21 protein-coding genes and 1 riboswitch are annotated in these 24,434 nt (G+C 71.5%); of the genes, 10 read left to right on the top strand and 11 right to left on the bottom strand.

Annotation, left to right across the window (positions count from 1 at the left end):
• Nucleotides 1–99: 99 nt before the first annotated feature.
• Nucleotides 100–1,131 (bottom strand): LAETG motif-containing sortase-dependent surface protein, encoded by a 1,032-nt coding sequence (locus ACFZDK_RS02195; RefSeq protein WP_390968870.1) that lies wholly within the window; start codon nucleotides 1,129–1,131, stop codon nucleotides 100–102.
• A 216-nt stretch (nucleotides 1,132–1,347) separates the two neighbouring features.
• Between ACFZDK_RS02195 and ACFZDK_RS02200 the strand changes: the two genes are divergently transcribed.
• A complete protein-coding gene (locus ACFZDK_RS02200) occupies nucleotides 1,348–2,490 on the top strand; it encodes a hypothetical protein (RefSeq protein WP_390968872.1) in 1,143 nt (380 codons plus the stop codon).
• A gap of 666 nt (nucleotides 2,491–3,156) precedes the next feature.
• On the opposite strand, the gene ACFZDK_RS02205 is transcribed toward ACFZDK_RS02200, so the two are convergent.
• Nucleotides 3,157–3,438, bottom strand: coding sequence for a chorismate mutase (locus ACFZDK_RS02205; RefSeq protein ID WP_355711214.1), 282 nt, complete (start codon nucleotides 3,436–3,438; stop codon nucleotides 3,157–3,159).
• Between the two features lie 282 nt (nucleotides 3,439–3,720).
• Here ACFZDK_RS02205 and guaA point away from each other — a divergent pair, with 282 nt between their 5' ends.
• The gene (guaA, locus tag ACFZDK_RS02210; protein WP_390968875.1) at nucleotides 3,721–5,301 is read left to right on the top strand and encodes a glutamine-hydrolyzing GMP synthase; all 1,581 of its coding nucleotides are present in this window, start codon (nucleotides 3,721–3,723) and stop codon (nucleotides 5,299–5,301) included.
• Nucleotides 5,302–5,326: 25 nt separating this feature from the next.
• Here guaA and ACFZDK_RS02215 read toward each other — a convergent pair whose 3' ends face one another.
• Nucleotides 5,327–5,836: a pyridoxamine 5'-phosphate oxidase family protein gene (locus ACFZDK_RS02215; protein ID WP_390968877.1), complete on the bottom strand. Its 510-nt coding sequence runs from the start codon at nucleotides 5,834–5,836 to the stop codon at nucleotides 5,327–5,329.
• A gap of 139 nt (nucleotides 5,837–5,975) precedes the next feature.
• On the opposite strand from ACFZDK_RS02215, the gene ACFZDK_RS02220 reads away from it, so the two are divergent.
• On the top strand, nucleotides 5,976–6,770 hold the full coding sequence (locus ACFZDK_RS02220) for a class II aldolase/adducin family protein (protein ID WP_390968879.1): 795 nt from the start codon (nucleotides 5,976–5,978) through the stop codon (nucleotides 6,768–6,770).
• 41 nt (nucleotides 6,771–6,811) lie between these two features.
• Here ACFZDK_RS02220 and ACFZDK_RS02225 read toward each other — a convergent pair whose 3' ends face one another.
• Nucleotides 6,812–7,699 (bottom strand): DUF4429 domain-containing protein, encoded by an 888-nt coding sequence (locus tag ACFZDK_RS02225; protein ID WP_390968881.1) that lies wholly within the window; start codon nucleotides 7,697–7,699, stop codon nucleotides 6,812–6,814.
• A 188-nt stretch (nucleotides 7,700–7,887) separates the two neighbouring features.
• Between ACFZDK_RS02225 and ACFZDK_RS02230 the strand changes: the two genes are divergently transcribed.
• Both ACFZDK_RS02230 and ACFZDK_RS02235 read left to right on the top strand, forming a co-directional pair.
• Nucleotides 7,888–9,165 carry a hypothetical protein gene (locus ACFZDK_RS02230; protein ID WP_390968883.1) on the top strand — a complete coding sequence of 426 codons (1,278 nt, stop codon included), beginning with the start codon at nucleotides 7,888–7,890 and terminating at the stop codon, nucleotides 9,163–9,165.
• Nucleotides 9,166–9,408: 243 nt separating this feature from the next.
• A complete protein-coding gene (locus ACFZDK_RS02235; protein ID WP_355711208.1) occupies nucleotides 9,409–9,948 on the top strand; it encodes a DoxX family protein in 540 nt (179 codons plus the stop codon).
• Nucleotides 9,949–9,956: 8 nt separating this feature from the next.
• On the opposite strand, the gene ACFZDK_RS02240 is transcribed toward ACFZDK_RS02235, so the two are convergent.
• Both ACFZDK_RS02240 and ACFZDK_RS02245 read right to left on the bottom strand, forming a co-directional pair.
• Nucleotides 9,957–10,187, bottom strand: coding sequence for a hypothetical protein (locus ACFZDK_RS02240; RefSeq protein WP_390968885.1), 231 nt, complete (start codon nucleotides 10,185–10,187; stop codon nucleotides 9,957–9,959).
• The gene (locus ACFZDK_RS02245; protein ID WP_390968887.1) at nucleotides 10,174–11,598 is read right to left on the bottom strand and encodes a PspC domain-containing protein; all 1,425 of its coding nucleotides are present in this window, start codon (nucleotides 11,596–11,598) and stop codon (nucleotides 10,174–10,176) included. The genes ACFZDK_RS02240 and ACFZDK_RS02245 overlap by 14 nt, the downstream gene beginning before the upstream one ends.
• A 219-nt stretch (nucleotides 11,599–11,817) precedes the next feature.
• On the opposite strand from ACFZDK_RS02245, the gene ACFZDK_RS02250 reads away from it, so the two are divergent.
• Both ACFZDK_RS02250 and ACFZDK_RS02255 read left to right on the top strand, forming a co-directional pair.
• Entirely contained in the window at nucleotides 11,818–13,110 is a 1,293-nt protein-coding gene (locus ACFZDK_RS02250) for a PspC domain-containing protein (protein ID WP_390968889.1), read from the top strand.
• Entirely contained in the window at nucleotides 13,107–13,820 is a 714-nt protein-coding gene (locus tag ACFZDK_RS02255; protein ID WP_390968891.1) for a LuxR C-terminal-related transcriptional regulator, read from the top strand. Before ACFZDK_RS02250 ends, ACFZDK_RS02255 begins: the two co-directional genes overlap by 4 nt.
• Nucleotides 13,821–13,855: 35 nt before the next feature.
• Here the strand turns inward: ACFZDK_RS02255 and ACFZDK_RS02260 are convergent, their stop codons facing one another.
• A complete protein-coding gene (locus ACFZDK_RS02260) occupies nucleotides 13,856–14,914 on the bottom strand; it encodes an NlpC/P60 family protein (protein ID WP_390970056.1) in 1,059 nt (352 codons plus the stop codon).
• 447 nt (nucleotides 14,915–15,361) lie between these two features.
• Between ACFZDK_RS02260 and ACFZDK_RS02265 the strand changes: the two genes are divergently transcribed.
• Nucleotides 15,362–15,715: a hypothetical protein gene (locus tag ACFZDK_RS02265; RefSeq protein ID WP_359215238.1), complete on the top strand. Its 354-nt coding sequence runs from the start codon at nucleotides 15,362–15,364 to the stop codon at nucleotides 15,713–15,715.
• 23 nt (nucleotides 15,716–15,738) lie between these two features.
• Here the strand turns inward: ACFZDK_RS02265 and ACFZDK_RS02270 are convergent, their stop codons facing one another.
• A complete protein-coding gene (locus ACFZDK_RS02270) occupies nucleotides 15,739–16,707 on the bottom strand; it encodes a tellurite resistance/C4-dicarboxylate transporter family protein (protein ID WP_390968894.1) in 969 nt (322 codons plus the stop codon).
• 201 nt (nucleotides 16,708–16,908) lie between these two features.
• Nucleotides 16,909–18,069 (bottom strand): NlpC/P60 family protein, encoded by a 1,161-nt coding sequence (locus ACFZDK_RS02275; protein WP_390968896.1) that lies wholly within the window; start codon nucleotides 18,067–18,069, stop codon nucleotides 16,909–16,911.
• Between the two features lie 8 nt (nucleotides 18,070–18,077).
• Nucleotides 18,078–18,250: riboswitch (cyclic di-AMP (ydaO/yuaA leader) on the bottom strand.
• 321 nt (nucleotides 18,251–18,571) lie between these two features.
• On the opposite strand from ACFZDK_RS02275, the gene pcrA reads away from it, so the two are divergent.
• A complete protein-coding gene (gene pcrA / locus ACFZDK_RS02280) occupies nucleotides 18,572–21,058 on the top strand; it encodes a DNA helicase PcrA (RefSeq protein WP_390968898.1) in 2,487 nt (828 codons plus the stop codon).
• A gap of 69 nt (nucleotides 21,059–21,127) precedes the next feature.
• On the opposite strand, the gene ACFZDK_RS02285 is transcribed toward pcrA, so the two are convergent.
• A complete protein-coding gene (locus ACFZDK_RS02285; RefSeq protein WP_390968900.1) occupies nucleotides 21,128–22,579 on the bottom strand; it encodes a peptidoglycan DD-metalloendopeptidase family protein in 1,452 nt (483 codons plus the stop codon).
• 231 nt (nucleotides 22,580–22,810) lie between these two features.
• A complete protein-coding gene (locus ACFZDK_RS02290; protein ID WP_390968902.1) occupies nucleotides 22,811–23,671 on the bottom strand; it encodes an alpha/beta fold hydrolase in 861 nt (286 codons plus the stop codon).
• 317 nt (nucleotides 23,672–23,988) lie between these two features.
• Here ACFZDK_RS02290 and ACFZDK_RS02295 point away from each other — a divergent pair, with 317 nt between their 5' ends.
• On the top strand, nucleotides 23,989–24,405 hold the full coding sequence (locus ACFZDK_RS02295; RefSeq protein WP_390968904.1) for a cobalamin-dependent protein: 417 nt from the start codon (nucleotides 23,989–23,991) through the stop codon (nucleotides 24,403–24,405).
• Nucleotides 24,406–24,434: the final 29 nt, after the last annotated feature.

The following is a 24,434-nucleotide window of genomic DNA, read 5'->3' on the forward strand; positions in this document are numbered from 1 at the left end:
TATGGAGAAACAGAAAAGGGACCTGAGCCCCCCTCCGAGCCCAGGTCCCCCTTCATCCGGTGCGCGACCGCCGTGTCCCGGCGGTCCGCGCGACCTTGTCTAGGAGTCCGCGCCCGCCTTCCGGCGGCGTACGACGAACACCGCAGCGGCGCCGGCCACGACCGCGGCCCCGCCGACGAGTCCGATGACCGGGAGCGCCGAGCTGGAGCCGGTGTCGGCGAGGTTGCCGGTCGGCAGGTCGGAGACATCGCCCTGCGGCTTCTTCACGGAGTCCTTGCCGCCGTCGTCGCTCGGCGTGGCCTCGCCCGGGTCGGGGTTGGACGAACCGGCCTTGAGGACCGTGAAGTCGTACTGGGCCCAGCCCTCGGCGATGCAGTCCTGGCCGTCGACCTTGTCGAGGTAGGCGCCGGAGCCGAAGGAGTAGGCGTCACCGGCGGGTGCCTTGGCGTCGATGGAGACCCGCAGGTCGACGGACTTGCTCGCGCCGGACTTCAGCTTCTCCACGTAGAAGAAGTAGTCGCCGGCCCAGTCGTCGCTGCCGATCCGGTCCCAGGAGCCGGTGTCGGGGTTCTTGAACTCCAGGTCGACGTACGGGCTGAGGTACTTCGCCTCGTCGAGTTCGTAGTTCTCGATCTCGGCGTAGAAGGCGACGCCGTCGACGGTGGTCTTGGAGTCGTTCGTCACGACCAGTTCGAACCGGTGGAAGCCGTCGCCCGCGACGATCTTGCCGGGCAGGCCCTTGATGTCGGCGGACACCCGGGCGTTGCCGAAGTCCTCGTCGAGGTCCTCGCAGTACGGCACGTCCGGGTCGGACGGGTCCTCGCTGGGCTCGGCCGAGTCGGACGGCTCCGCCGAGGCCGAGGCCGAGGCCGACGCGCTCGCGCTGTCGCTGGGGGAGGCGGAGGCCGACGCGGACGCCGAAGCGCTGTCGCTGGGCGAGGCGGAGTCGGAGGCCGACGCGGAGTCCGACGGGGAGGCCGAGGCCGTGTCGCTCGGGATCTCGCTCGGCGCGCTCTCGGACGTGGACGGCGACGCCGTGTCCTCCGCGAACGCGGCCGGCGCGGACAGCAGGGCGAGTGGCGCGATGACAGCCGTGGCGGCTGCCGCGGCCATGGCGCGACGAAGCTTCATCAGGACCCCCGTGACTCAGGCGCGGTGAATGGATGTAACCGCTGGTTCCGCTGATGTGACCGGTGAATCCGGTGAATGGTTGCCTCCGCATTCACAGAATTCTTATGTGACGTGGGTCACTCGATCACGGGGTCGCTGTGGGGCTTATGTGGATTGCCTGAGTAGGCATGGTCATGGCTATTCTCGGCCCGTCGATCGGCCGAACGAGAGAGTGTCATGTCTGACAGAGGGTCCGAGCAGTCGTCGGGGGACGACCCGTCGTCCTCCATATCCGACGAGGTGTGGGAGCAGTTTCTCCGCGACAGCGAGCGCGACATCCGCAAGTCCGCCCCCAAGGAGCCCTCCGCCCGGGCCCGTGAGGTGACCGAACGGCTCAAGCGGCAGCAGGGGGAGCCCGCGGGGTGGCGGACCGGGCCCGCCCTGCAGGAGCGCGAGAGGCGGGCGGCCCGGCGCCGCAAGGTGTGGGCGGTCGTCGGCCTGCCGCTGGCCATCGCCGTGGCCGTCGTGGCGATGCGGCCCTCCCTGATCCCCGGCGATCCGTTCGGCTCGTCCTCCGGGACGGACACCGCCACCACGCGCCTGCCCGACGAGACCGCCGCCCCGACCGCGGCGCCCTCCGCGGTCGCCGCCGACACCCCCACCCTGGCGCACCCGTTCGCCGGTTCCCCGGCGCTGCGCTGGGCCGACGGCGCGGCCGGCATCGTGCTGCCGAAGGCCACCGCACTCGGTGCGATCCCGAAGGGCCGGGTGGAGCTGGCCCTCCAGCAGACCAAGAAGCTGCTGGTCGAGGCCAATCTGAACCCCGAGGCCGTGGTCGGCGCCCACCCGGACGCCGCGCTCGCGGTGCTCGACCCGAAGCAGCCCGGTGTGCTCGACGAGCTCGACACCGGGCTGCGCAACCCGAGCAAGACCCACGATCCGCTGTCCCTCTTCAGCCGGTTCGACCCCGAGGACGTGAAGCTCGCGGGCAAGGTCATCAAGCTCCGCGGCCGGATCACCTTCGCGAAGGGCAAGTTCGAGGGCGTGGCCGTGCACGCGGACTACACCTTTGTCTACCCGCTCGTCCGCAACGACGGCTCCACCGAGGTCGCCCGCACCATCGTGCGCCGGGTCATCGACACCGAACTCCCCGACCCCGCGCACTACCAGGTCACCCCCGGCAGGCTGACTCTCGTGAGCTACAACGAGGACGCCGGCAACTCGGCCTGCGACATCAACGACGGCTACTTCCACCCCCGGTTCCCGTCCGACGCCGCGACGGGCAGCGCCTCCCCGACGGGTCCCGCGGTCGACCCGTACGATCGCAGCCGCGAACTCCGCAAGGGGCCGCAGGGCTGCGGCACGGTGAGCCGTACGTAACTCCGCGTAGTGCGGTGTAGTGCGGTGGTGTGTGTGGAGCTGTGTCGGGACAGTTGTGCCGGGACAGTTGTGCCGGGACAGGCGAAGGGCCCCGCGGGACGGAGCCGCGGGGCCCTTCTTCCGTCAGCACCGACGTCAGGGCAGCGCCGGTGCCTGGAAGCGGCGCCGGGGGGTTGCGCCGCTGGTCTCTGCGCCCTGTACCGCCGTCCGTGCCCCGGGTCGGCGCCCCGGCGCGCTCGGGGCGTACAGCTGGTCTCGACCTTTGGCGGACGGTCGGTACACGGCAATACCGTTGCCTGAACTGGGACTTGGGAGCTCTGAAGGCCTTGCGGGCCTTCTACGCATCGTGCTGGATGTCCGCGGCCTCCGCAACCGTTTGACCCAGCCCTTGTGCATTTTTGCAATTTTCCGCCGGTCGGCCCCGGGCGTCCCCGGAGCCGGCCGTCTCTTGGGTGACCGGGCTGCTGTCCCCTGCCGTCCGGTCACTTGACTGGAGCGAGGTCCCACGACGCACGGCACGTTCCGTACGCCTCATCGCCCCAGCGAGCCACGCGTGGTTCTTCGGGCCCGCCCCTGGCTGGCACGGACACCCGACCAACGAAGCGGTTCGCGTGCCGGTCACGCGCCGTACGGGTGAGAGCCGTACCGAACTCAGGTCCGCCCGACTCAGATGCGACCCCGGCACAGCTCCAGGAGCGTCATGGCGAGAGCGGTGCCGGGCTTGCCGAGGGCCTCGCTGTAGTGGCCGAGGATCTCCATCTCCCGGGAGAGGTTCACGCGCCGGCCGCCGGAGGCGATCCGGGCCTCCTGGACGACGGCGGAGACGGCCATCCGTTCCTGGATCAGACCGATGATCCGGTCGTCGAGCGCGTCGATGCGCTCCCGCGCACCGGAGATCACATCGGCGGCCTCGGCGGTACGGGCACCGGTCACATCGAGGGCGGTCATGTCGGGGCTCCTCAGCTGAAGGGAGGTGCCCCGGAGCGGCAGGATCCGGAGAAACACCAGGCGCCCCGGACCTTGTCGGCCCGGGGCGCCTGGGGAAGTCGCTTGTCAGTGGCTCAAGCAGCACGACCATGGCAGCCGGTGGGCCGGTTGCCATAGGTAAAGAGGAAGGTCGTCTGCGTGAGCATGGGGCGAGTATGCCACAGGACGGGACGGGACCGGTGCCACCGCACCCCGTTAGAATCGGTAACCACAGACCCCCGCCCAACCGCCGGAAGGCACCCCGTGTCATCAGCGACTCCCGCTGCCGCCGCTCCCGACACCGTCCTGGTCGTCGACTTCGGCGCGCAGTACGCCCAGCTCATCGCCCGTCGCGTCCGCGAGGCCCGGGTCTACAGCGAGATCGTGCCCAGCACCATGCCGGTCGCCGAGATGCTCGCCAAGAACCCGGCGGCGATCATCCTCTCCGGCGGCCCCTCGTCCGTGTACGAGGAGGGCGCCCCCCGCCTGGACCGCGAGCTCTTCGAGGCCGGCGTCCCCGTGTTCGGCATGTGCTACGGCTTCCAGCTGATGGCCCAGGTCCTCGGCGGCACCGTCGACAACACCGGCGCCCGCGAGTACGGCCGTACCGACCTGCACGTCTCCAAGGCGTCCTCCACCCTGTTCGAGGGCACCCCCGCCGAGCAGCACGTGTGGATGTCGCACGGTGACGCCTGTTCCGCCGCCCCCGAGGGCTTCACCGTCAGCGCGTCCACGGACGTCGTCCCGGTCGCCGCCTTCGAGAACGACGAGAAGAAGCTCTACGGCGTCCAGTACCACCCCGAGGTCATGCACTCCACGCACGGCCAGCAGGTCCTGGAGCACTTCCTGTACCGGGGCGCGGGCCTCAAGCCGACCTGGACCACGGGCAACGTCATCGACGAGCAGGTCGCCGCGATCCGCGAGCAGGTCGGCGACAAGCGCGCCATCTGCGGTCTGTCCGGCGGCGTCGACTCCGCGGTGGCCGCCGCCCTCGTCGCACGGGCCGTCGGTGACCAGCTGACCTGCGTCTACGTCGACCACGGTCTGATGCGCAAGGGCGAGACCGAGCAGGTCGAGAAGGACTTCGTGGCCGCGACCGGCGTCAAGCTGGTCGTCGTCGACGCGGAGGCCCGCTTCCTCGACGCGCTGGCCGGGGTCTCGGACCCCGAGCAGAAGCGGAAGATCATCGGCCGCGAGTTCATCCGCGTCTTCGAGCAGGCGCAGGCCGAGATCATCGCGGACGCGGGCCCGGCGGTCGAGTTCCTCGTGCAGGGCACGCTCTACCCGGACGTCGTCGAGTCCGGTGGCGGCACCGGCACCGCGAACATCAAGTCCCACCACAACGTGGGCGGGCTGCCGGAGGACCTCGAGTTCCAGCTGATCGAGCCGCTCCGCAAGCTCTTCAAGGACGAGGTCCGGATGGTCGGCCAGGAGCTCGGCCTGCCGGAGGAGATCGTCCAGCGCCAGCCGTTCCCGGGCCCGGGCCTCGGCATCCGGATCGTCGGCGAGGTCACCAAGGAGCGGCTCGACCTGCTCCGCGACGCCGACGCCATCGCCCGCGAGGAGCTGACCGCGGCCGGCCTCGACCGCGACATCTGGCAGTGCCCGGTGGTCCTGCTCGCGGACGTCCGCTCCGTCGGTGTCCAGGGCGACGGCCGCACCTACGGCCACCCGATCGTGCTGCGCCCGGTCTCCTCCGAGGACGCCATGACGGCCGACTGGTCGCGCCTGCCGTACGGGGTCCTCGCGAAGATCTCCACCCGGATCACCAACGAGGTCCGCGACGTCAACCGTGTCGTCCTCGACGTCACCTCGAAGCCGCCGGGCACCATCGAGTGGGAGTAGGCCCCCTGTCCGGGCTTTCCGGGGCTCAGGTGCGCTTGACCGAGTGCACCGGCTCACCCGGCCGCCAGGCCTCGACGACCAGGTACGTGTCGTCCTCGACGTAGGTCCTCACGACCTCCGTCAGCTCGGTCCGGAAGAGGTGGAACGGCCCCTCGGGTGCCTCCACCTCTTGCCGGTACGCCCCGTGCACCGCCGGGTCCGTCACCTCATGTGCCCGTCCGGCGATCCGTACGTCCCCGCTGCCGCCCATCCCGGTGCCGTCCCCGGGATTCGCCTGGAGCGCGAACCGCGCGTCGCGCAGCAGGTCCCGCGCCTTCAGCGAGTCCGGCATCATGCCGAGCCACAGCTCGCCGTTCACGATGCGGACCTCCAGGCCGGAGGTACGGGGGGAGCCGTCCTTGCGGAGGGTGGCCAGGACATGGTGGCGGTGGGCGGCGAAGCGTTCCTCGACGGTTTTCGCGAGGTCGGGCGCGGCGGCGGCGAAGGCCGCCCAGCCGGCGCCGGCTGTTCCGGTCGTACGGGTTGTGCGTGTCATACAAGACAGTCTGGTGCCGATACCCGACATCTTCTGTCGTGTTTTGCTCGCGCGCGTCATCTTTACAGAACAGCTCTGTTTTCCTGCACTGACCGGCGGTAACTTCCGCCCGTAACACACACCCAGTGCTGGAGGACCTATGCACGGGCCGACTCCGCCCCTGCCGCTGCCCACCGATCAGCTCCAGTTCGCGATGCCGCCGATGTACGACTCGCTCGACGACGAGCGCCGGCATCGCAAGGAGCGGCTCGCGGGCGCGCTGCGGATCTTCGGCCGGTCCGGACTCGAGGACGGGGTGTCCGGGCACATCACCGCCCGCGACCCCGAGTACTCGAACTGCTTCTGGGTCAACCCCTTCGGCATGCCCTTCAAGCACGTCACCGTCAGCGACCTCGTCCTGGCCAACCAGGACGGCCAGGTGATCGAGGGCCGCTACCACGTCAACCAGGCCGCCTTCACCGTGCACGCCCAGGTGCACGCGGCCCGCCCGGACGTCGTCGCCGTCGCCCACTGCCACTCCGTGCACGGCCGCGCCCTGTCCGCCCTCGGCGACCTGCTCGACCCGATCAGCCAGGAGAGCTGCGCCTTCTACGAGGACCACGCCCTCTACGACGCCTACACCGGCGTCGCCGTCGACGCCGAGGAGGGCCGCCGCATCGCGACCGCCCTCGGCTCCCGCAAGGCGCTGGTGCTGCGCAACCACGGGCTGCTGACCGTCGGCGACTCGGTGGACGCGGCCGCCTGGTGGTTCCTGTCGATGGAGAAGTCCGCGCAGGTCCAGCTCACTGCCAAGGCCGCCGGCCGCCCGCTGCTGATCGACCACAAACTGGCCGTCGCCACCCGGGAACAGCTCGGCGGCGACCTGGTGGCCTGGATCAACTACCAGCCCCTGTGGCAGGACATCAGCCGCAGCGAACCGGACCTGCTGAGCTAGCTCTTCGAAAGGCTCCGGACGCCTCGGATGCTCCGGACGCCTCAGAAGCTCCGGAGCACGGCCGCCTTCGTCATCGTGAACTCCTCGTCCGTGAGCACCCCGTCCCGGTGCAGCTCGCCCAACTCCCGCAGCCTGCGCAGCAGCACGTCGTGGTGGTCGGCCGACTGGCGCGGCACGGCCGCCGGCGGCCGCTCCCGGTCGGCGTACTCCGTGTCCGCCCGGGTCGACGGATGCGGCAGCCGGGCCGTGACCGCCGCCGCGACCAGCGCCGTCAGCAGGTCGCGGCGGACGCTGCCCCACAGGTCGAGGGCGTACGGGTCGCGCTCGGCCGGCAGCTTCGAGAACACCGTCTCGCGGGTGACGAACCGCAGGAAACCGTCCTCGTAGCCGGAGTTGGGCAGCCACTCCACCTGGACCAGCTCGCCGACGCCGATGATCCGCGGCCCGGTCGCCCGCTTCACCCGGTCCGAGGTGTCCGCCCAGTCGATCCGCACCTGCGTACCGTCGAAGGACACCGTTCCGTCCGAGGACCGCACCGACACCGGCACCGGCGGCCCCGGCAGCAGATACGCCTTCGTCGGCTCCGCCGGGATCTGGTCCAGCAGCAGCGCGTGCCGGATCTCCTCCGCGACGTACTCGGCCACCCCGGACCGGTCCCCGTCCACCGTCAGCCGATACGGATCCGCCGCCTCCGGCAACCGCCCGCCCGTCGCCTGCAGCAACGGGTCCGCCCCCTCGCGCAGCCGCATCCGGAGCCACCCCCGCCTGCGCTCCGGCTCGTACACCACCCCCGCCACCGCCTCCAGCGGTACGGCGATCTCCCCGTAGGTCTGCCGGAACAGCGGAACGGAGCGGTGGCGTCCCGGCGTGATCCGGACCGTGCTGCCGTCGAAGGCCCAGGTCCCGTCCCGCTGGATGATCTCGGCCATGGGGAAATTCTCGCAGCCGGGTCAACATGTCGGCCGTACCTTCACCCGTCGTGACCGACCCACTGAACGCGAAGGGCGTGGCATAGGGCACAATTCGCTGTCGACACAAGGGAGTTGCATGACGTCGTCCGGCCCCGGGGAGGGCCCCGCGCGTCGTGCCCCGGGCGTGGGGAAGGCGGGCGTCGGGCGTGGCGGTGCAGGAGGCGAGGCAGGGCGCCGGTTCGGGTGTCCACGGCGGCGGCTGCGCGTGCGGGGACTGCCCGCACGGGGCACGCGAGGGACACCGGCGGGCGGTCGCCGAATTCCTCCTCAAACGGGACGAGTTCGCGGCCGGGCAGGGGCTGCCCGCGGCGGTGGCCCACTCCGCCTCCGCCTCCCGGCAGTGGGTTTCCGAGGAACTGACCCAGTCCGCCGAGGTCGTCGCCGAACGCGGCCGCGCCGAGGGTGATGCCTGGCTCGCCCGCCTCTGGCTGCGCACCGTGTGCACCGTGTGGGCAGCCGTCGTGATCATGCTTCTCACCCAGGCCCTCACCGCGATCGGCACCGGCTGGACCAGCGCCCGCACCGCCGGCCTGCTCGCCGCCCTGATCATGGCCCTCACGCTCACCGCCGCCTCCTGGTTCCACCGCTCGCGCGGCGGGGTACTCGCTCCCGTCATCGGCGAGGACAACCGCATGTCCACCTCCCGCACCGTCGCCGCCTCCTGGGTTCTCTTCGTCGCCTACGCCGTCCTCGTCCTGGCCGGCCGGCTGGCCGCCGCCTCCTCTCCCGCCGAACGCGACGCCCTCATCTCCGGCCTCGACCTCGCCCGCGGCGCCGGGGTGGTGACCGTCCTCGCCGTGGTCAGCGGCATCGCCGTCCTGGTCCGCCGGGTGGTCGGCCTGCGCATCCTCGGCCAGCGCCTGCAGAAGGTGCGCGCCCACCGCCCCAGGGCGGCCGACCTGCTCACCGACGACGCCGGCCGCGGCACCTTCGCCGACATCCAGTACGTCCTCATCAGCGCCGTCGCCCTCGTCTTCGCCGCGGTACGGCTCGCCCGCCGCCCCGACCAGCTCCCCGACCTGCCCTGGGGCCTCGCCACGGTGGTCCTGATCTCCGCCGCGACCTATCTCGCCGGCAAGTACGCCGACGGCGGCCGCCCGGTGATCCTCTCCGTCGTCCGCGCCCGGGAGGCCGGTGACCTGGACGCCCCCATCCGCACCGGCGACGACATCGAGATCCGCGGCACCGGCTTCGTCCCGCCCGGCGCCCAGACCGCCGACCGCCTCTCCCGCATGGTCGTCCGCATCGGCGCCGTCCACGTCCACGTCCCCCTGGTCCCCGTCAGCGGCGGCTTCAGCAACCCCACCGACACCGTCCTCAAGGTCCCCGTCCCGGCCGACGTGGAACCCGGCTGGGTCGAGGTCCAGGTGGTGACGGCGGCCGGGGTGGCGACCAACCGGTGCGTGGTCGAGGTGACGGAGTGAGCGGACCGACGGGCGGGTGACGAACCGACCGCCCCCTCCGCCTTCACCTTTTCGGGTCTCCCGGACCGCTGTCGGCCGGCGTCCCTCCCACCCCTGCCCGCCCTCCCGCCTCCGCCGTCCCCGGGGACGAAGACCGGCAGAAAATCGGAAAAACTTCCGGAGGAGGGTTGAGCGGGTCGCCGTTGTCGTACGTATGGTCTGTTGAGGGGCCCTGGGCACAGCGGCGAGAGGCGGCTACTGGCGATGACTCACGGCATTCGTTCGGACACGCACACCCCGTATCTCGACGGCGACCGCGGCCTGCGGGACACCGCCACCCGATACGCCCTCCTTCCTTTGCGGATCTTCCTGGGCGTCACCTTCATCTACGCCGGTCTGGACAAACTGACCAGCAGCTCCTTCCTGAAATCCGGCGGCTCCGGGTCCATCGGCGACACCATGCGCGCCGTCCGTGACTCCGCCGCGATCCCGGCCATGATCGACCTGGCCCTGAAGAACCCCGTCGGCTTCGGCACCGCGATCGCCATCGGTGAACTCGCCGTCGGCCTCGGCACCCTTTTCGGACTGCTGGCCCGCCTGGCCGCGCTCGGCGGCGCGCTGATCTCGCTCAGCCTCTGGCTGACCATCAGCTGGGCCAACTCCCCCTACTACTACGGCAACGACCTCGCCTACCTGATGGCCTGGCTGCCCCTGGTCCTCGCCGGCGCCCCCTACCTCTCCCTGGACGCCATGCTCCGCGCCAGGCGCCGACATCGCTCAGCACGGGCCTCGCTGGGCCTCTGAGCCCGCCCCTAGCCCTCCTGGCCCTGGCCCTGGTTCCCCGGTAGGCGGCGGCGCCTGCGTATCGCCCGGGTCAGGGCCGCGGTCACCCCTGCCAGGAAGAGCCCGGCCACCATCACCGGGATGACCGCGAACCACTCGGTCTCCCACCAGCCGCCCGCGTCACCGGCGTAGGCGATGCCCGCCGCCGTCAGGAAGACGCCGACGATCAGCCGTCCGGGCTGGAACTCATGCCGCAGCACGGGTCACCTCCACCTGTCCCGCGCCGACCTGGAGGTCCAGGTCGAGCGTCCCCGCGTTCTTCGTGCCGCTCGTCGGCGACAGCGTCACGTCCTTGTGCCTGCCCGGCTCCACGTCCACGTCCTTCTGGTCGTCACCGGGCAACTGGATGTCGCCCACCCCCACGTCGATGCTCATCCGCACGGTCACGTGCGCCGGCACCACGATCTTCAGCTGGCCGGCGCCCACCTCGGCCGACGTCGACACCGTCTGCCCGTGGGCGAGGCGTATGTGCGTCAGGTCGAGCGTGGCCACGCCCGTCCCGAGGTCGTACCCCGGCGCCACCTCCGCCGCCGTGACCGGGGTCCAGTTCGCGCGCGTCCAGTGGGTGCTGATGTCGGACGGCATCGCCGTCGCTCCCGCCAGCAGCGCCGCCGTGACGAGCGCCAGGAACAGCGATCCGGCGCCGATGCGCCCCAGGAACGAGCTGACCGCCGTCCCCAGGCCGAACACGATCAGCGCGCAGGCCAGACCCGTCTGGAGACTGGTGCCCAGCGGGTGCGTGTCCCAGGTCAGACCGGTGCCCAGGCAGCCCGCCAGCAGCGCGAACAGGAAGATCCAGCCGCCGATCCAGCGCGGTCCGCGCGGCTGGGGCGGCGCGCTGCTCCGGGCGCGGACGTCCTGGCCGTGGACCCACGGAGTGCTCAGGCGGAAGTCGAATCCGGGGGCGGTCCGGCCGCGGGCCTCGGCGGGGCCCCACAGATAGCCGGTGCCCCCGACATGCCTGCCGTCCTTGACGATCGGGTCCCGCCACCAGGAGGGGAACGAGACCGCGACCGGCGGGGCCTGCGCCTCGGGCGGGGCGTCGGCGACGGCCTGGGCGGCCAGCGGGTCGGGGTCGGGGGCACCGCGCCGCCGCGACCAGTACCCGGCGCCCGCCAGCAGCAGGGAGAGGACGACCGCGAACGCCAGCACCTGGCCGTTCCTGATCATCGTCAGCAGCACTCCGCAGCCGACCAGCGCGAACAGCACGGCCGCCAGGGCCTGGCCGTCGACCCGGCCGGTCAGCAGCTTGCGGACCTCGTTCTCCTCCTCGTCCTCGTACGGCACGAAGAGCCAGGCGAAGCCGTAGAAGAGGAGGCCGATGCCGCCGGTCGCGGCCAGCACGGCCAGGGTGATGCGGAAGATCACGGGGTCCAGGTCGGTGTGGCGTCCGAGTCCCGCGCACACGCCCGCGATCATCTTGTGCCGGCGATCGCGCCGGAAGCGCGGGGACGCCTCGTCGACCGCGGACTCGTCGACCGCGGTCGCGCCCACGCCGGTGGCGTCGGCCCCCGCCGCGGCGGGCGCGGCATCCGACGGCCCGGTGCCCGGGGCGGGCCGCGGGCCGGGGCCGGGTCCCGGACCCGTCGCGGCGTGCTCGTGATCAGTCATGAGTCAATGGTGACGGCCGGGGCGCCGCGACGGCAGTCGGGATGACCCTGGCCGAACCCTGAAATCGGCCCCGAGTCCGCGCCGGGAAGCGTTCGAACGACGCCCTGGGGCCAGCTACGGGGAAACGAGAGGGTCTGTCGCGGGGAAATCCGAAGATCAGGGGAGTCTCCGGGGTCGACCCTGATGCCCCGGGACCCCGTGCGTGTGAACATCGAGGGCATGCCGGAAGCCGCAGCAGTGCCCCTCGACGACCCGCGGCCACCGCGCAAGCTCTACCGCAGCAGCGACGGCCGCTGGCTCGGCGGAGTGGCGCGGGGCCTCGCCGGGCATCTGGGCCTGCCCGTGGTCTGGGTCCGGCTCGCCTTCGTCGGCCTGTTCATGGCCAACGGCCTCGGCGCGCTGCTGTACGCCGCGTTCTGGTTCTTCGTGCCGCTCGGCGTCGGCGGGGTCGGCGGCCAGAAGCCGCCCTCCCTGGTCGCCACCGAGACCTCGGCGGACGGCAGGCGCCGACTGGTCGCGCGCAAACCGGACAAGGGACAGATCGTCGCGCTGCTCCTCATGGTCGTCGTGTCCATGGTGTTCGTGGGCAGCGTCAACCTGACCAGCGGCGCCAAGGCCTACCTTCTGCCCCTGGTCCTGGTCGCCGCCGGTGTCGCCCTCGTCTGGCGCCAGGCGGACAACGCCCGCCGGGCCCGCTGGGTCGAGGTCGGCAGCCGGCGCCGTACGCTCTCGCTGCTGCGCGCGGGCTTCGGCGTGCTGCTGGTCACCGCGGGCGTCTCGGGCGTCTTCGTCATGCAGGGCTCCGCCGCGCACATCGGAGCGGTCCTGCAGGCCGCGCTCGCCGTCGTCGTCGGCATCACGCTGCTCGCCGGTCCGTACCTGGTGCGGATGACCCAGGACCTCTCCGAGGAGCGGCTGATGCGCATCCGCGCCCAGGAGCGCGCCGAGGTCGCCGCCCATGTCCACGACTCCGTGCTGCACACCCTCACCCTGATCCAGCGCAACGCGGAGAACGCGAACGAGGTGCGCCGCCTGGCCCGTGCCCAGGAGCGCGATCTGCGCACCTGGCTCTACAAACCCGAGGGCACCGGCAAGGACGAGGCCGACGAGCCCGCCACTCTCGCCGACGCGGTCCGGCGCAGTGCGGCGGAGGTGGAGGACAAGCACGGCGTCCCCATCGAGGTCGTGGTGGTCGGGGACTGCCCGCTCGACGAGCGGACGGCCGCGCAGATGCAGGCCGCGCGCGAGGCGATGGTCAACGCCGCCAAGTACGGTGGCGAGGGCGGCGCCGTCCAGGTCTACGCCGAAGTCGAGGGGAAGACGGTCTTCGTGTCCGTCCGCGACCGCGGTCCCGGCTTCGACCTCGACTCGATACCCGCCGACCGCATGGGTGTCAGAGAATCGATCATCGGCCGCATGGAGCGCAACGGCGGCACGGCACGGCTGCGGTCCGTACCGGGCGGCGGCACAGAGGTCGAGCTGGAGATGGAGAGGGCGGAGAAGACGTCATGAGCGACGCGACCGAGGCGAACGGCCCGGCGGAAGGCACGGAGAAGCCCGGGCGCCGGGTGCGCGTGGTCCTCGTCGACGACCACCGGATGTTCCGTACGGGCGTCCAGGCCGAGATCGGGCGGACCGAGCAGACCGGCGTCGAGGTGGTCGGCGAGGCCGCCGACGTCGACCAGGCGGTCACGGTGATCACCGCGACCCGGCCCGAGGTGGTCCTCCTCGATGTGCACCTGCCGGGCGGCGGCGGGGTCGAAGTGCTGCGCCGGTGCGCCCCGTTGATGGCGGACGCCGAGCAGCCGGTGCGCTTCCTCGCGCTGTCCGTGTCGGACGCGGCGGAGGACGTGATCGGCGTGATCCGCGGCGGCGCCCGCGGCTACGTCACCAAGACGATCACCGGCACCGACCTGGTCGACTCGGTCTTCCGGGTCCAGGAGGGCGACGCCGTCTTCTCCCCGCGGCTGGCCGGGTTCGTCCTGGACGCCTTCGCCTCCACCGACGCCCCGCCGGTCGACGAGGACCTCGACCGCCTCACCCAGCGCGAGCGCGAGGTCCTGCGCCTGATCGCGCGCGGCTACGCCTACAAGGAGATCGCCAAGCAGCTGTTCATCTCCGTGAAGACGGTCGAGTCCCATGTCTCGGCGGTGCTGCGGAAGTTGCAGCTGTCCAACCGGCACGAGCTGACCCGCTGGGCGACGGCACGCCGCCTGGTCTGAGGTCCCAGGACGTCCGCCCGGCCGCGGGTGGTCGCTCAGACCACCCGCGTCGCCCCCGCGAACGGCATCTCGTCGATGGGTGCGATCCGCACCGGCGCCGAGGGGTTGGGCGCGTGGATCATCTGGCCGTTGCCGATGTAGATGCCGACGTGGCTGATGCCCGAGTAGAAGAACACCAGGTCGCCCGGCTGGAGTTCGGAGCGGGAGACCCGGCGGCCGGCGTTGATCTGGGCGTAGGTGGTGCGGGGGATGGAGACGCCGGCGGAGCGGTAGGCGGCCTGGGCGAGGCCCGAGCAGTCGAAGGCGTCGGGGCCGGTCGCCCCCCAGACGTAGGGGCTGCCGAGCTTGGCGTAGGCGTAGGAGACGGCGGCCGCGGTACGGGAGTCGGAGGCGGCGACGCTGCCCTGGCTCAGCGGGGCGCGGGCGTCCGGGGCCGAGCGGGAGGCGCGTCCGGTGCCGTCCGAGGAGGTGACGGCCGCCCGCTGCTGCGGCGACAGCCGGTTAAGCAGCTGTCGGGCCTCGCCGAGCTTGCCGTTGATGGCGGTCTTCCGCCGCTTCAGCTCGGCCTGCCGGGACCGCAGCGAGGTCAGTTCGACGTGGGCCGCGCCGCGCAGCTGCTCGATCTCCCGCAGCTGCCGGCGCACCCGGGTCACCGCACCGGCCTGCCGGTCCCCGGCCCGCTCGGCGAAGGCGGCGTCCTCGAGGTACTGGTCGGGATCGCTGGACAGCGCCAGCTGCCACGCCGGATCGATACCGCCGTCGCGGTACTGCGCGGCCGCTATCGAGCCGAGGGCGTCCCGCGCGGAGTTGAGTTTCTCCTGCCTGCGGGCGGTCTCGTCCTGCAGCGACTTCAGCCGCCGCTGGGCCGCGTCGGCCTTCTCCTTGGTCGCGTCGTACTTCTCGGTGGCCACCTCGGCCTCCTGGTACAGCTGGTCCACCTTGGCCTTCACCTGCGCCGGTGTCAGTTGCGGCTCGGCGTGTCCGATCCCTTCGAAGCCCGTCGCGGTGGCCGCGCCCGCCAGGGCGAGGGTGGCGGCCGTGCGGGCCGTATGGCCGCTGAGCGAGCGCTGTCGGGGCTTGCGGTGCACTGCCACCTGGACAGTCACGTCCTTTCGTACGACCGCCGTCTCGTCCGTGAGCACGCCAGGGGGAGCGCGCGGGGGCCGCGGGGGAGCGGAGGACGCGTCCGGCGGCGGCCCGCACAGGGGGAGCGGACCGCCGCCGGACCTTCTCGGCGGTGGTGTCCGACTGCCGCCCCTGGCCCGGGCGGCGGTGGGGAGTCGGTCACCTGGGGGAGGACGCTAGGCCCGGATGTGTCGGCTTGGTAACGCGATGCGCGGAATTGGCGTGACAGGATCGTTACCGACCGGTATGTGACGGGGATTCCGGTCCGGAGCCGTCGGCTTCGCAGGGCCGGATGACCGAAGCGGCGGTTCCGGGGCTGGCGGGGGCGGTGGGGTGCTATGGGGTGCATATATGCGGTCCCGGGGGAGGGGGCCGGTGACCGGGGTGCCAGGGGGCCCTGATTAGGCTCCGGGGCCATGGACGTACTCATCCATCTCTTCGTCGGCCTGCACATCATCGGCATCGCCGCGCTGCTCGGCGGCTTCCTCACCCAGATGAAGGCGATGGGCCAGGGCACGGCCCGGTTCGTCCCCGGGATGCTGCACGGCGCGTTCACCATGCTCGCGACCGGGGTGATCCTGGTCGGCCTCAACGAGGCCGACGACCACCACGTCAACACCGTCAAGATCGGCGTGAAGCTCGCGCTGCTGATCGTGATCCTCGGTCTCGTCTACGTGAAGCGGGACGACGAGAAGGTGGAGAAGGGCGCGTTCGGCCTGGTGGGCCTGCTGACCATGGCGAACATCTTCATCGCCGTGCTGTGGACCTGATCGCCGTGCTGTGGTCCTGACGGTCAGGAGACCTTCCTGAGGGCGGCGCGCTCGGCCGCCGCCGCCCCGGCCGCCACGACCAGCCAGGCCGCCACCGCGACCCAGACCAGCACCTGCCCCGGCCCCCTCAGCCACGGGATGTCGAGAGCGGCCTCGGTGGACAGCATCGCCGTGGCCGTCATCCCCATCGGGAACACGGTCGCCCAGCGGCGCACGTCGTAGCGCAGCCGGGGCCGTACCGCCTCCGCGACCAGCAGGACGGCGTACCAGGCGAGGTCCAGGACCAGCAGCGCCACCGTCACCGTGCGCAGCACGCCCCGGTCGTCGTCGTTCCACAGGTACAGCCGCGCGCTGTCGGCGGCCAGCAGCTTCGCCCCGGCCAGCGCGGAGATCGCGAGCGCCCCGCCCGCGATCCACTGGTCGCCGGCCCCCTCGAGGACCTGCCGCCAGTCGAAGCGGGCCAGGGCGAACCCGTACAGCACCAGCCCCAGCCAGAACAGCACCAGCGCGGTGTGCGCGAGCCAGGCCGCCGTCAGGGCCGCCGCCAGCGTCGCCGCGAGTGCGGCCAGCCCCTGTGTGGCCACACAGTCCAGGAACACCGCGTCGGGCATGCGCCGCGTCCAGTGCCGTACGACGAGGATCAGCAGCGGCGGCCACAGCACCGCCGACAGTGCCAGCAGGGCCTCGGCGAGGGTCTGCCGGCCGAGCGCCGAGAACCGCGTCCCCAGCACCGTCGTGGCCGCCACCGCGGTGAGCGCGCCAGGCGTCCGCGCGTCCGTCAGCCAGCGCCCGCGGTCCACCAGCAGGCGTGCGACGAAGTCCACGGCCAGTCCCGCCCACGCCACGCAGGCCAGCACCAGCGCGATCCGGGACAGGGTCTCGGCCCCCGTGAGATGCAGAGCGACCGACACGATGGCGGTGGCCACCACGGCGGCCCCGGCCGCCGGCGGACGCTGCGCCCACCAGGCACGGAGGGGGGACTTGCCGGACATGTCGCCGATGCTAAGGAGCATCACCGGTGGTGCGGCCGGGGCACGCGCGCGAGGAGCGTGAAAACCGCGCGGGCGCGGGACAGCGGCGGGGGCGCGGGGCGCCCGGGGGTGGTGGGGTGAGGGCGGGTGTGGGGGAGTGGCCGGGGGCGCCCGAGGCTCGGCGACGTGCGCCCCCGGCCTCCGGCCCCTGCCCCCGTCACCTCAAGCCGGTCGCACCACGCTGTGGATGATCGACTCGCCGCCGTAGTAGATCGACTCCTCCCGGACGTACGCGCCGGGCTTCGGGGCGTGGATCATCATGCCGTTGCCGATGTAGATGCCGACGTGGCTGACGTCGTCGTAGAAGAAGACCAGGTCGCCGGGCTGGGCGTCGGCGAGGGAGACGGTCGTGCCGGCGTTCACCTGGTCGTAGGTGGTGCGCGGCAGGGAGACGCCCGCGGCCTTCCAGGCGGCCTGCGAGAGCCCGGAGCAGTCGTAGGAGCCGGGTCCGGTCGCTCCCCAGACGTACGGCTTGCCGATCTGCGCGCGGGCGAAGGCGATGGCCTTGGCGGCCTTCGTGGCGTAGGAGGAGTCGGAGGCGGAGGACGAGGAGCCGCTGGAGGACGACGTCGACGACGAGGACGACGAGGTGTCCTGCTTGGCCGCGGCAGCGGCGGCCGCCTGCTGCTTCGCGAGCTCCGCGGCCTTGCGTGCCGCCTCCTCCTGCTTCTGCTTCTCGATCTCCGCCAGCCGCGCCTTCTCCTGTGCCGTCAGCTTGGAGAGCAGCTCCCGCGCGGAGGCCAGTTTCGTCTGGACGGTGGTCTTGGCGGTCTTGAGGTCGTCCTGCGTCTCGGTGAGCGTCTCGAGGCTCTTGGCGGCCTCCTGCCGCTTCTTCATGGTCGCGGACTGCTGGGTGACGTAGTCGTCGACCGCGTCCTTCTGGCGCGAGGTCAGCCGGCTCATCAGCTGTGTCTGGTCGAAGTAGTCCTGGGGACTGTCCGCGAGCAGGAAGGTCGCCGTGTCGGGGGCGCTGGCTCCGGTCCGGTACTGGGCCGCGGCGAACGACCCCAGTTCCTCACGCGCCTTGTTCAGCCGGTCCGTGCGCCGGGCGACGTCGTCGAGCAGGGTGTCGACCTGCTTGTGCTGCGTACCGGTCTTCTCCTTGGCCGCGTTGTACTTCTCGGTCGCCGACTCGGCCTGCCGGTAGAGGTCGTCGACCTTCTTCTCCACCTCCTCCATGCTCGGCTTGCCGTCCGCGGAGGGCGCGGCGTTGGCCGTCTGCGAGAGCAGGGCCACGGAGGTGAGGGCGGCGGTGGCCAGGGCGGGGGTGCGTATGCCTGCTACGCGCGTTCCCGAGGGGCGGGACTTGCGGTGCGACGCCAACGGAGGCGACTCCTTCCATGTTCCGCCTACCGAGTTAGCTGTCGGGTTCGGGCGGGTGGTTCGGAAGGGTTGCCCTACGGTCCCTCCCCGGACGGGGAGTTGGGACCGATTCACCCCAAGGTCGGTGTGGGTCCCCGGCTCCGGACGCGCGAAGGCGTCCCGGACTCGGCGGAGGCCGTACGGCCCGGCGACGTTCGCCGGTGGGTGTCGTACGGCCTGTCCGGCACGCTAGCCAACTCGTGTGGCCCGTGTGAAGGTTGATGTGCGATATGCCCGATACATTTTCGTGACCTTGGGGTTCGGGCTCGTCCGGCCCGGAAGGTTCGAGCTGGTGTGGGCGATTTGCCGGGATCGGTGCGGCGGCTTTCGGTCGCTCGTGGTCGCTCGGAGCCGCTCGTGCCGTGCGCCGACCGGCCGTGACGGAGGGAATCCGTGCGGTCACCCCGGCGAGTTTTCGGGGTGGCGGCCGGTTGTCGGTGGGGCGGCCTAGACTCGGAGAGCGATGAGCAGCCTCTTTGACGACAGCTTCCTGGCGAGCCTCCAGCCCCCGCGCGGCCACGAGGAGGAACCCCCGCCGCCGCCCGAGGACGAGCACGTACCGGAGCCGATTCCGGACGACCTGTTCGGCGGGAAGTTCGACGTGCCCCCGGACCGGGACACCCACTACCGCGACGGCGCCCCCCGCCCCGCCCTGGACGCGGCGGCGCTCCTGGACGGGCTGAACGACAACCAGCGGGCGGCGGTCGTGCACGCCGGCTCCCCGCTGCTCATCGTGGCCGGCGCCGGCTCCGGCAAGACGCGCGTGCTCACCCACCGCATCGCCCACCTCCTCGGCGAGCGCCACGTCCACCCGGGCCAGATCCTCGCGATCACCTTCACGAACAAGGCCGCGGGCGAGATGAAGGAGCGCGTCGAGCAGCTCGTCGGCCCGCGCGCGAACGCGATGTGGGTGATGACCTTCCACAGCGCCTGCGTGCGGATCCTGCGCAGGGAGAGCAAGAAGCTCGGCTTCACCTCCTCCTTCTCGATCTACGACGCGGCCGACTCCAAGCGCCTGATGGCCCTGGTCTGCCGCGACCTGGACCTCGACCCCAAGCGCTACCCGCCGAAGTCGTTCAGCGCCCAGGTCAGCAACCTCAAGAACGAGCTGGTCGACGAGGAGGACTTCGCCGCCCGCGCGAGCGACGGCTTCGAGAAGACCCTCGCCCAGGCCTACGCCCTCTACCAGTCGCGGCTGCGCGAGGCGAACGCCCTCGACTTCGACGACCTGATCATGACGACGGTCAACCTGCTGCGCGCCTTCCCGGACGTCGCCGAGCACTACCGCCGCCGCTTCCGGCACGTCCTGGTCGACGAGTACCAGGACACCAACCACGCCCAGTACGCGCTGGTCCGCGAGCTCGTCGGCACCGTTGACCACCCCGTCGACGTACCGCCCGCCGAGCACGACCTGCCGCCCGCCGAACTGTGCGTCGTCGGTGACGCCGACCAGTCGATCTACGCCTTCCGGGGCGCGACGATCCGCAACATCCTCCAGTTCGAGGAGGACTACCCGAACGCGACGACGATCCTCCTGGAGCAGAACTACCGCTCCACGCAGACGATCCTCTCCGCCGCCAACGCGGTCATCGAGCGCAACGAGTCCCGCCGCCCCAAGAACCTGTGGACCAACGCGGGCGCGGGCGCGCAGATCACCGGCTACGTCGCCGACACCGAGCACGACGAGGCACAGTTCGTCGCCGACGAGATAGACCGTCTGACGGACGCGGGCGAGGCGAAGGCCGGCGATGTCGCCGTCTTCTACCGCACCAACGCCCAGTCCCGTGTCTTCGAGGAGATCTTCATCCGCGTCGGCCTGCCGTACAAGGTCGTCGGCGGTGTCCGCTTCTACGAGCGCAAGGAGGTCCGGGACGTCCTCGCCTATCTGCGGGTGCTGGCCAACCCGGAGGACTCCGTCCCGCTGCGCCGCATCCTCAACGTCCCCAAGCGCGGCATCGGCGACCGCGCGGAGGCGATGATCGACGCCCTCTCCCAGCGCGAGAAGATCAGCTTCCCGCAGGCGCTCAAGCGCGTCGACGAGGCGTACGGCATGGCCGCGCGGTCGACCAACGCGGTCAAGCGGTTCAACACGCTGATGGAGGACCTCCGTACGATCGTCGAGTCGGGCGCCGGACCGGCCACCGTCCTCGAAGCCGTCCTCGAACGCACCGGCTACCTCGCCGAGTTGCAGGCCTCCACCGACCCGCAGGACGAGACCCGGATCGAGAACCTCCAGGAGCTCGCCGCCGTGGCCCTGGAGTTCGAGCAGGAGTCCGGCGAGGGCGAGCAGTCCGCCGGGCTCGCCGCCTTCCTGGAGCGGGTGGCCCTGGTCGCCGACTCCGACCAGATCCCCGACGACGACGAGAACGGCGACGGCGTCATCACCCTGATGACCCTGCACACCGCCAAGGGCCTCGAGTTCCCGGTGGTCTTCCTGACCGGCATGGAGGACGGCGTCTTCCCGCACATGCGCGCCCTCGGCCAGACCAAGGAGCTGGAGGAGGAGCGGCGCCTCGCGTACGTCGGCATCACGCGCGCGCGGGAGCGGCTGTACCTCACCCGGTCGTCGATGCGCAGCGCCTGGGGCCAGCCGTCGTACAACCCGCCCTCCCGCTTCCTGGAGGAGATCCCGGGCGCGTATCTGGAGTGGAAGCGGACCGGGGCGATGGCGCCGGTGTCCTCGGGGCCCGCGTCGGGCGTGGCCGCCTCGCTCTCCTCGTCCCGCTCGCGCTCCTCGGCGTCGGGCGCGTCCGGCTTCGCCACTCGGCGGACCTCGGAGAAGCCGGTGGTCTCACTGGCCGTCGGTGACCGGGTCACCCACGACCAGTTCGGCCTCGGCACGGTCGTCGGGGTGAAGGGCACCGGCGGGAACGCGGAGGCGACGATCGACTTCGGGGACGCCAAGCCGAAGCGGCTGCTGCTGCGGTACGCGCCGGTGGAGAAGCTGTAGAAGTGGAAAAGCCGTAGAAGTCGGATGAGCCCCCGCCGCCGGCGGGGGCTCGCTGCTCACTCGGAGAGATCAGGTGGGATCCAGCCCGTGGCTCCGCAGCCACGGCAGCGGGTCTATGGCGGAGCCGCCTGCGGGCCGGACCTCGAAGTGCAGGTGCGGGCCGGTCGAGTTGCCGGAGTTCCCGGAGTACGCGATCGGATCGCCGGCCTTCACCGTCGTACCGGAGGCGACGCGGTACGACGAGAGGTGGCAGTACCAGGTCTCCGTGCCGTCCTTCGCCGTCACGATCATCATGTTGCCGTAGGCGCTGTTCCACTTGGTGGAGACGACGCCGTCGGTCGCGGCCATGACCGTGGTGCCGTAGGAGACGGGGAAGTCGATGCCCGTGTGGACGGACATCCAGTTCACGCCGGCCTGGCCGAAGTAGGCGCTGAGCCCCCTCTGCGTGACCGGGAGGGCGTACTTGGGGCGCAGCCGCTCCTTGCGGGCCGCCTCCGCCGCCGCCTTCTTCTTCTCGGCGTCCTGCTGGGCCTTGAGGTCGATGCGCTCCTGGGTCCGGCTGGCCCGGTCGGCGAAGTCGTCGGCGCCCGCCGAGAGCGTCTTCAGTTGGGCGTCCAGCTTGCTGTTGGCGGCGGACGGTTTCACCGACTGCGCGTCCGAGGCGGAGGCCGTGGTGTCCTTGCCCTCGCCGGTCAGGCTGCCCACGGAAGCGGCCGCGATCCCGGCGACGCCCATCACACACGCGGAGGGCACGGCGACGGTCAGCAGCGCGGAGCGCTTGGGAGGCGTACGACGGCGGGAACGCGCCCCCGCGCGGGAGCCGGCGCGTGTCGTCGAGGCCGAAGCGTCCGGGGCGACCTCTTCCTGGTCCTCCAGCAGTGGCCTTACTGCAGGTAGCTCACCGGTCGCGGTCAACCCGCCGTCGGCCGGGAGGTCCTCCGCGAACTCTTCGTGCTCCGGGTGCCCCTCGTACTGCTCGTACTGTTCCTGCGGCTCGTGGTCGGCGGGCTGCGCCGGGGTGCCGTCGGTGTTCCACTGTGTGGCGTCGTACGCGCCGGTGTCGAAGGCCTGGGTGCCCCACTCCCACTGCTGGGTGGCGCCGGCCGCGGCCGGCTGGTCGGGCTGGAGCCAGGCGTTCGCGTCCCAGTGGCCGCTGGTGTCGGCGACCGTTGCCTGTGCCGGGTGCGCGGCCTGCGCCGGGATGGTCCAGGCGGTGCTGTCGTAGGCGCCGGAGTCGTAGGCGGCGTGGTGCTGGGCCGCGTACGGGTCGTAGTTCAGCGTCTGGTCGCCGACCGTCTGCCACTGCGTGGCGTCGTACGCGCCGGTGGACTGGGTCTGGCCCGGAAGGCTGCCGAAGAGCGGGTCGCTGTGGAACGAGGCGCCGGTAGCGGCGTGGTCGCCGTACGTGGTGAAGTCGCCGTACTGGGCTTCCTGGGTGCCGTACGGCGCGTAGTGCGCCTGGCCGGCGTCGGAAGCCGGGGCCGGGGTGGTCATGGTCCCCGACGGGTGACGGTCGTTCACCAACTTCTCTTTCGCCTCGACAACAGGGGCTGCCAGAGCAGTGCGGCGACTGTACCCGGCGGTATGCGGGCGCGACAATCTTCGGCAGGTTTCGTGGCTTCGGGAAACGGGCATTCGGCCGTGTTTCGGGGGACGGTGGGCGCGAGTTTGGCCTTGTGTTCGATGATTGTTCGATGACTGGGGGTCCCAAGCCCGCTCCGTCGGGCCGTCCTTGCCCGCCCGGACCGGCCGTCAGGCCACCGTCAGACCGCCCGCTGCCCGCTCCTCCGCGTGTGTTTCGTCCAGGGCCTGTCGTATACCGGTGGCGACCGCCGGGTGGACGGGCAGGGCGAGGTGGCCGATGCCGGTCACCTGCACATTCGTCGCGTCGAGGTCCGGATGGTCGATACGGGCCGTCTCCACCGGTTCCATCAGCGCGTCGAGGTCGCTCCAGAAGCTGACGAACCGGGTGCGGCAGCCGGGCGCGGGCCGGGTCAGCTCCTCGATCACCTCCGAGCCGGGGCGCATCTGGCGCACGATCGGGTGCGCGTCCGCGAGTGGCGCGACCCGTGTGCCGGCGTGCGGGGTACCGAGCGTCACCAGGGTGCGGACGCGCAGGTCGCCGCCGAGGCGCTGCACGTAGTAGCGCGCGATGAGTCCGCCCAGGCTGTGCCCGACGATGTCGACCCGGTCGCTGCCCGTGCGCTCGCAGATCTCCTCCATGTGCCGGCCGAGCAGTTCGGCGGCGGTGCGGATGTCGCAGGTCAGCGGCGAGTAGTTGAGGGACTCGACGCGCTGGCCGCCGTGCTGGGCGAGGGCGCGGCGCAGCAGGACGAAGACCGAGCGGTTGTCGATGAAACCGTGCAGCAGCACGACCGGCGGGGCCGAACGGACCGGCAGCCGGGCCGCGCCGTCACGCTCGGTGGGCTGCGCGGGCTGCGCGGGCGGGCGGCGCTCCGGGGTGAGGCCGGTCGGGTAGAGCAGCAGATGCCCGGCGAGGATCGCGGCCTCCAGGGCGGTCGCCTTCAGGAGGGCCAGGGACAGGTCGGCGAGTCTGCTGGGCAGGAGGCGGCAGAGCGGGAGGAAGGGTTCCAGTGCCTCGGTGACCTTCATCGGCCGACCTCCTGTCGGCACGCGGAGAGCGGCTCCGTCCCCCGTGTGCCCTCATGGGGGGCCGGGCGAAGGCGGCGAGGGTACGACGACGGGCCGCATCGCATGCCCGTATGTTTCCCCCGCGACCACGCTGCGGCTCCCTGACGTGTCCCACTCTCTGTGATTTCCCCCTCGGTAACCTCCGTGAAACTGCCGGTTGCGGGATGCTGGAGATAACGTTCGTTCACTCGCGGCGGGTGGTAGAACGTGCCGAATGTGCGGTACTTGTCGGTACGGATGGATGTCGGCACGTTCGTTTCATGGTCATGGAGGCAGCGATGGGTGTGGCAGCCGGTCCGATCCGTGTGGTGGTGGCCAAACCGGGGCTCGACGGCCACGACCGCGGGGCCAAGGTCATCGCGCGGGCGCTGCGCGACGCCGGCATGGAGGTCATCTACACCGGGCTCCACCAGACGCCCGAGCAGATCGTCGACACGGCCATCCAGGAGGACGCCGACGCGATCGGCCTCTCCATTCTCTCCGGCGCCCACAACACCCTGTTCGCCGCGGTCATCGACCTCCTCAAGGAGCGAGAGGCCGAGGACATCCTCGTCTTCGGCGGCGGCATCATTCCCGAGGACGACATCGCCCCCCTCAAGGAGAAGGGCGTCGCCGCGATCTTCACTCCGGGGGCGACGACGGGGTCGATCGTGGAGTGGGTGCGGGAGAACGTCCGGCAGCCGACGGAGGCGTAGGCCGCGGTTGCGGTGGGCCGACGTCCGGG

Origin of the sequence: Streptomyces sp. NPDC007901 (genome assembly GCF_042959465.1) — a bacterium.
Taxonomy (GTDB): Bacteria; Actinomycetota; Actinomycetes; order Streptomycetales; family Streptomycetaceae; genus Streptomyces.

Coding starts and splice junctions, on each gene's coding strand:
- ACFZDK_RS02250 (WP_390968889.1), top strand. CDS start 11,818: ATGCCGGAAGCCGCAGCAGTGCCCCTCGACGACCCGCGGCCACCGCGC.
- ACFZDK_RS02195 (WP_390968870.1), bottom strand. CDS start 1,131: ATGAAGCTTCGTCGCGCCATGGCCGCGGCAGCCGCCACGGCTGTCATC.
- ACFZDK_RS02295 (WP_390968904.1), top strand. CDS start 23,989: ATGGGTGTGGCAGCCGGTCCGATCCGTGTGGTGGTGGCCAAACCGGGG.
- ACFZDK_RS02215 (WP_390968877.1), bottom strand. CDS start 5,836: ATGACACGCACAACCCGTACGACCGGAACAGCCGGCGCCGGCTGGGCG.
- ACFZDK_RS02225 (WP_390968881.1), bottom strand. CDS start 7,699: ATGGCCGAGATCATCCAGCGGGACGGGACCTGGGCCTTCGACGGCAGC.
- ACFZDK_RS02255 (WP_390968891.1), top strand. CDS start 13,107: ATGAGCGACGCGACCGAGGCGAACGGCCCGGCGGAAGGCACGGAGAAG.
- ACFZDK_RS02245 (WP_390968887.1), bottom strand. CDS start 11,598: ATGACTGATCACGAGCACGCCGCGACGGGTCCGGGACCCGGCCCCGGC.
- ACFZDK_RS02200 (WP_390968872.1), top strand. CDS start 1,348: ATGTCTGACAGAGGGTCCGAGCAGTCGTCGGGGGACGACCCGTCGTCC.
- ACFZDK_RS02265 (WP_359215238.1), top strand. CDS start 15,362: ATGGACGTACTCATCCATCTCTTCGTCGGCCTGCACATCATCGGCATC.
- ACFZDK_RS02205 (WP_355711214.1), bottom strand. CDS start 3,438: ATGACCGCCCTCGATGTGACCGGTGCCCGTACCGCCGAGGCCGCCGAT.
- ACFZDK_RS02220 (WP_390968879.1), top strand. CDS start 5,976: ATGCACGGGCCGACTCCGCCCCTGCCGCTGCCCACCGATCAGCTCCAG.
- ACFZDK_RS02270 (WP_390968894.1), bottom strand. CDS start 16,707: ATGTCCGGCAAGTCCCCCCTCCGTGCCTGGTGGGCGCAGCGTCCGCCG.
- ACFZDK_RS02290 (WP_390968902.1), bottom strand. CDS start 23,671: ATGAAGGTCACCGAGGCACTGGAACCCTTCCTCCCGCTCTGCCGCCTC.
- pcrA (WP_390968898.1), top strand. CDS start 18,572: ATGAGCAGCCTCTTTGACGACAGCTTCCTGGCGAGCCTCCAGCCCCCG.
- ACFZDK_RS02235 (WP_355711208.1), top strand. CDS start 9,409: ATGACTCACGGCATTCGTTCGGACACGCACACCCCGTATCTCGACGGC.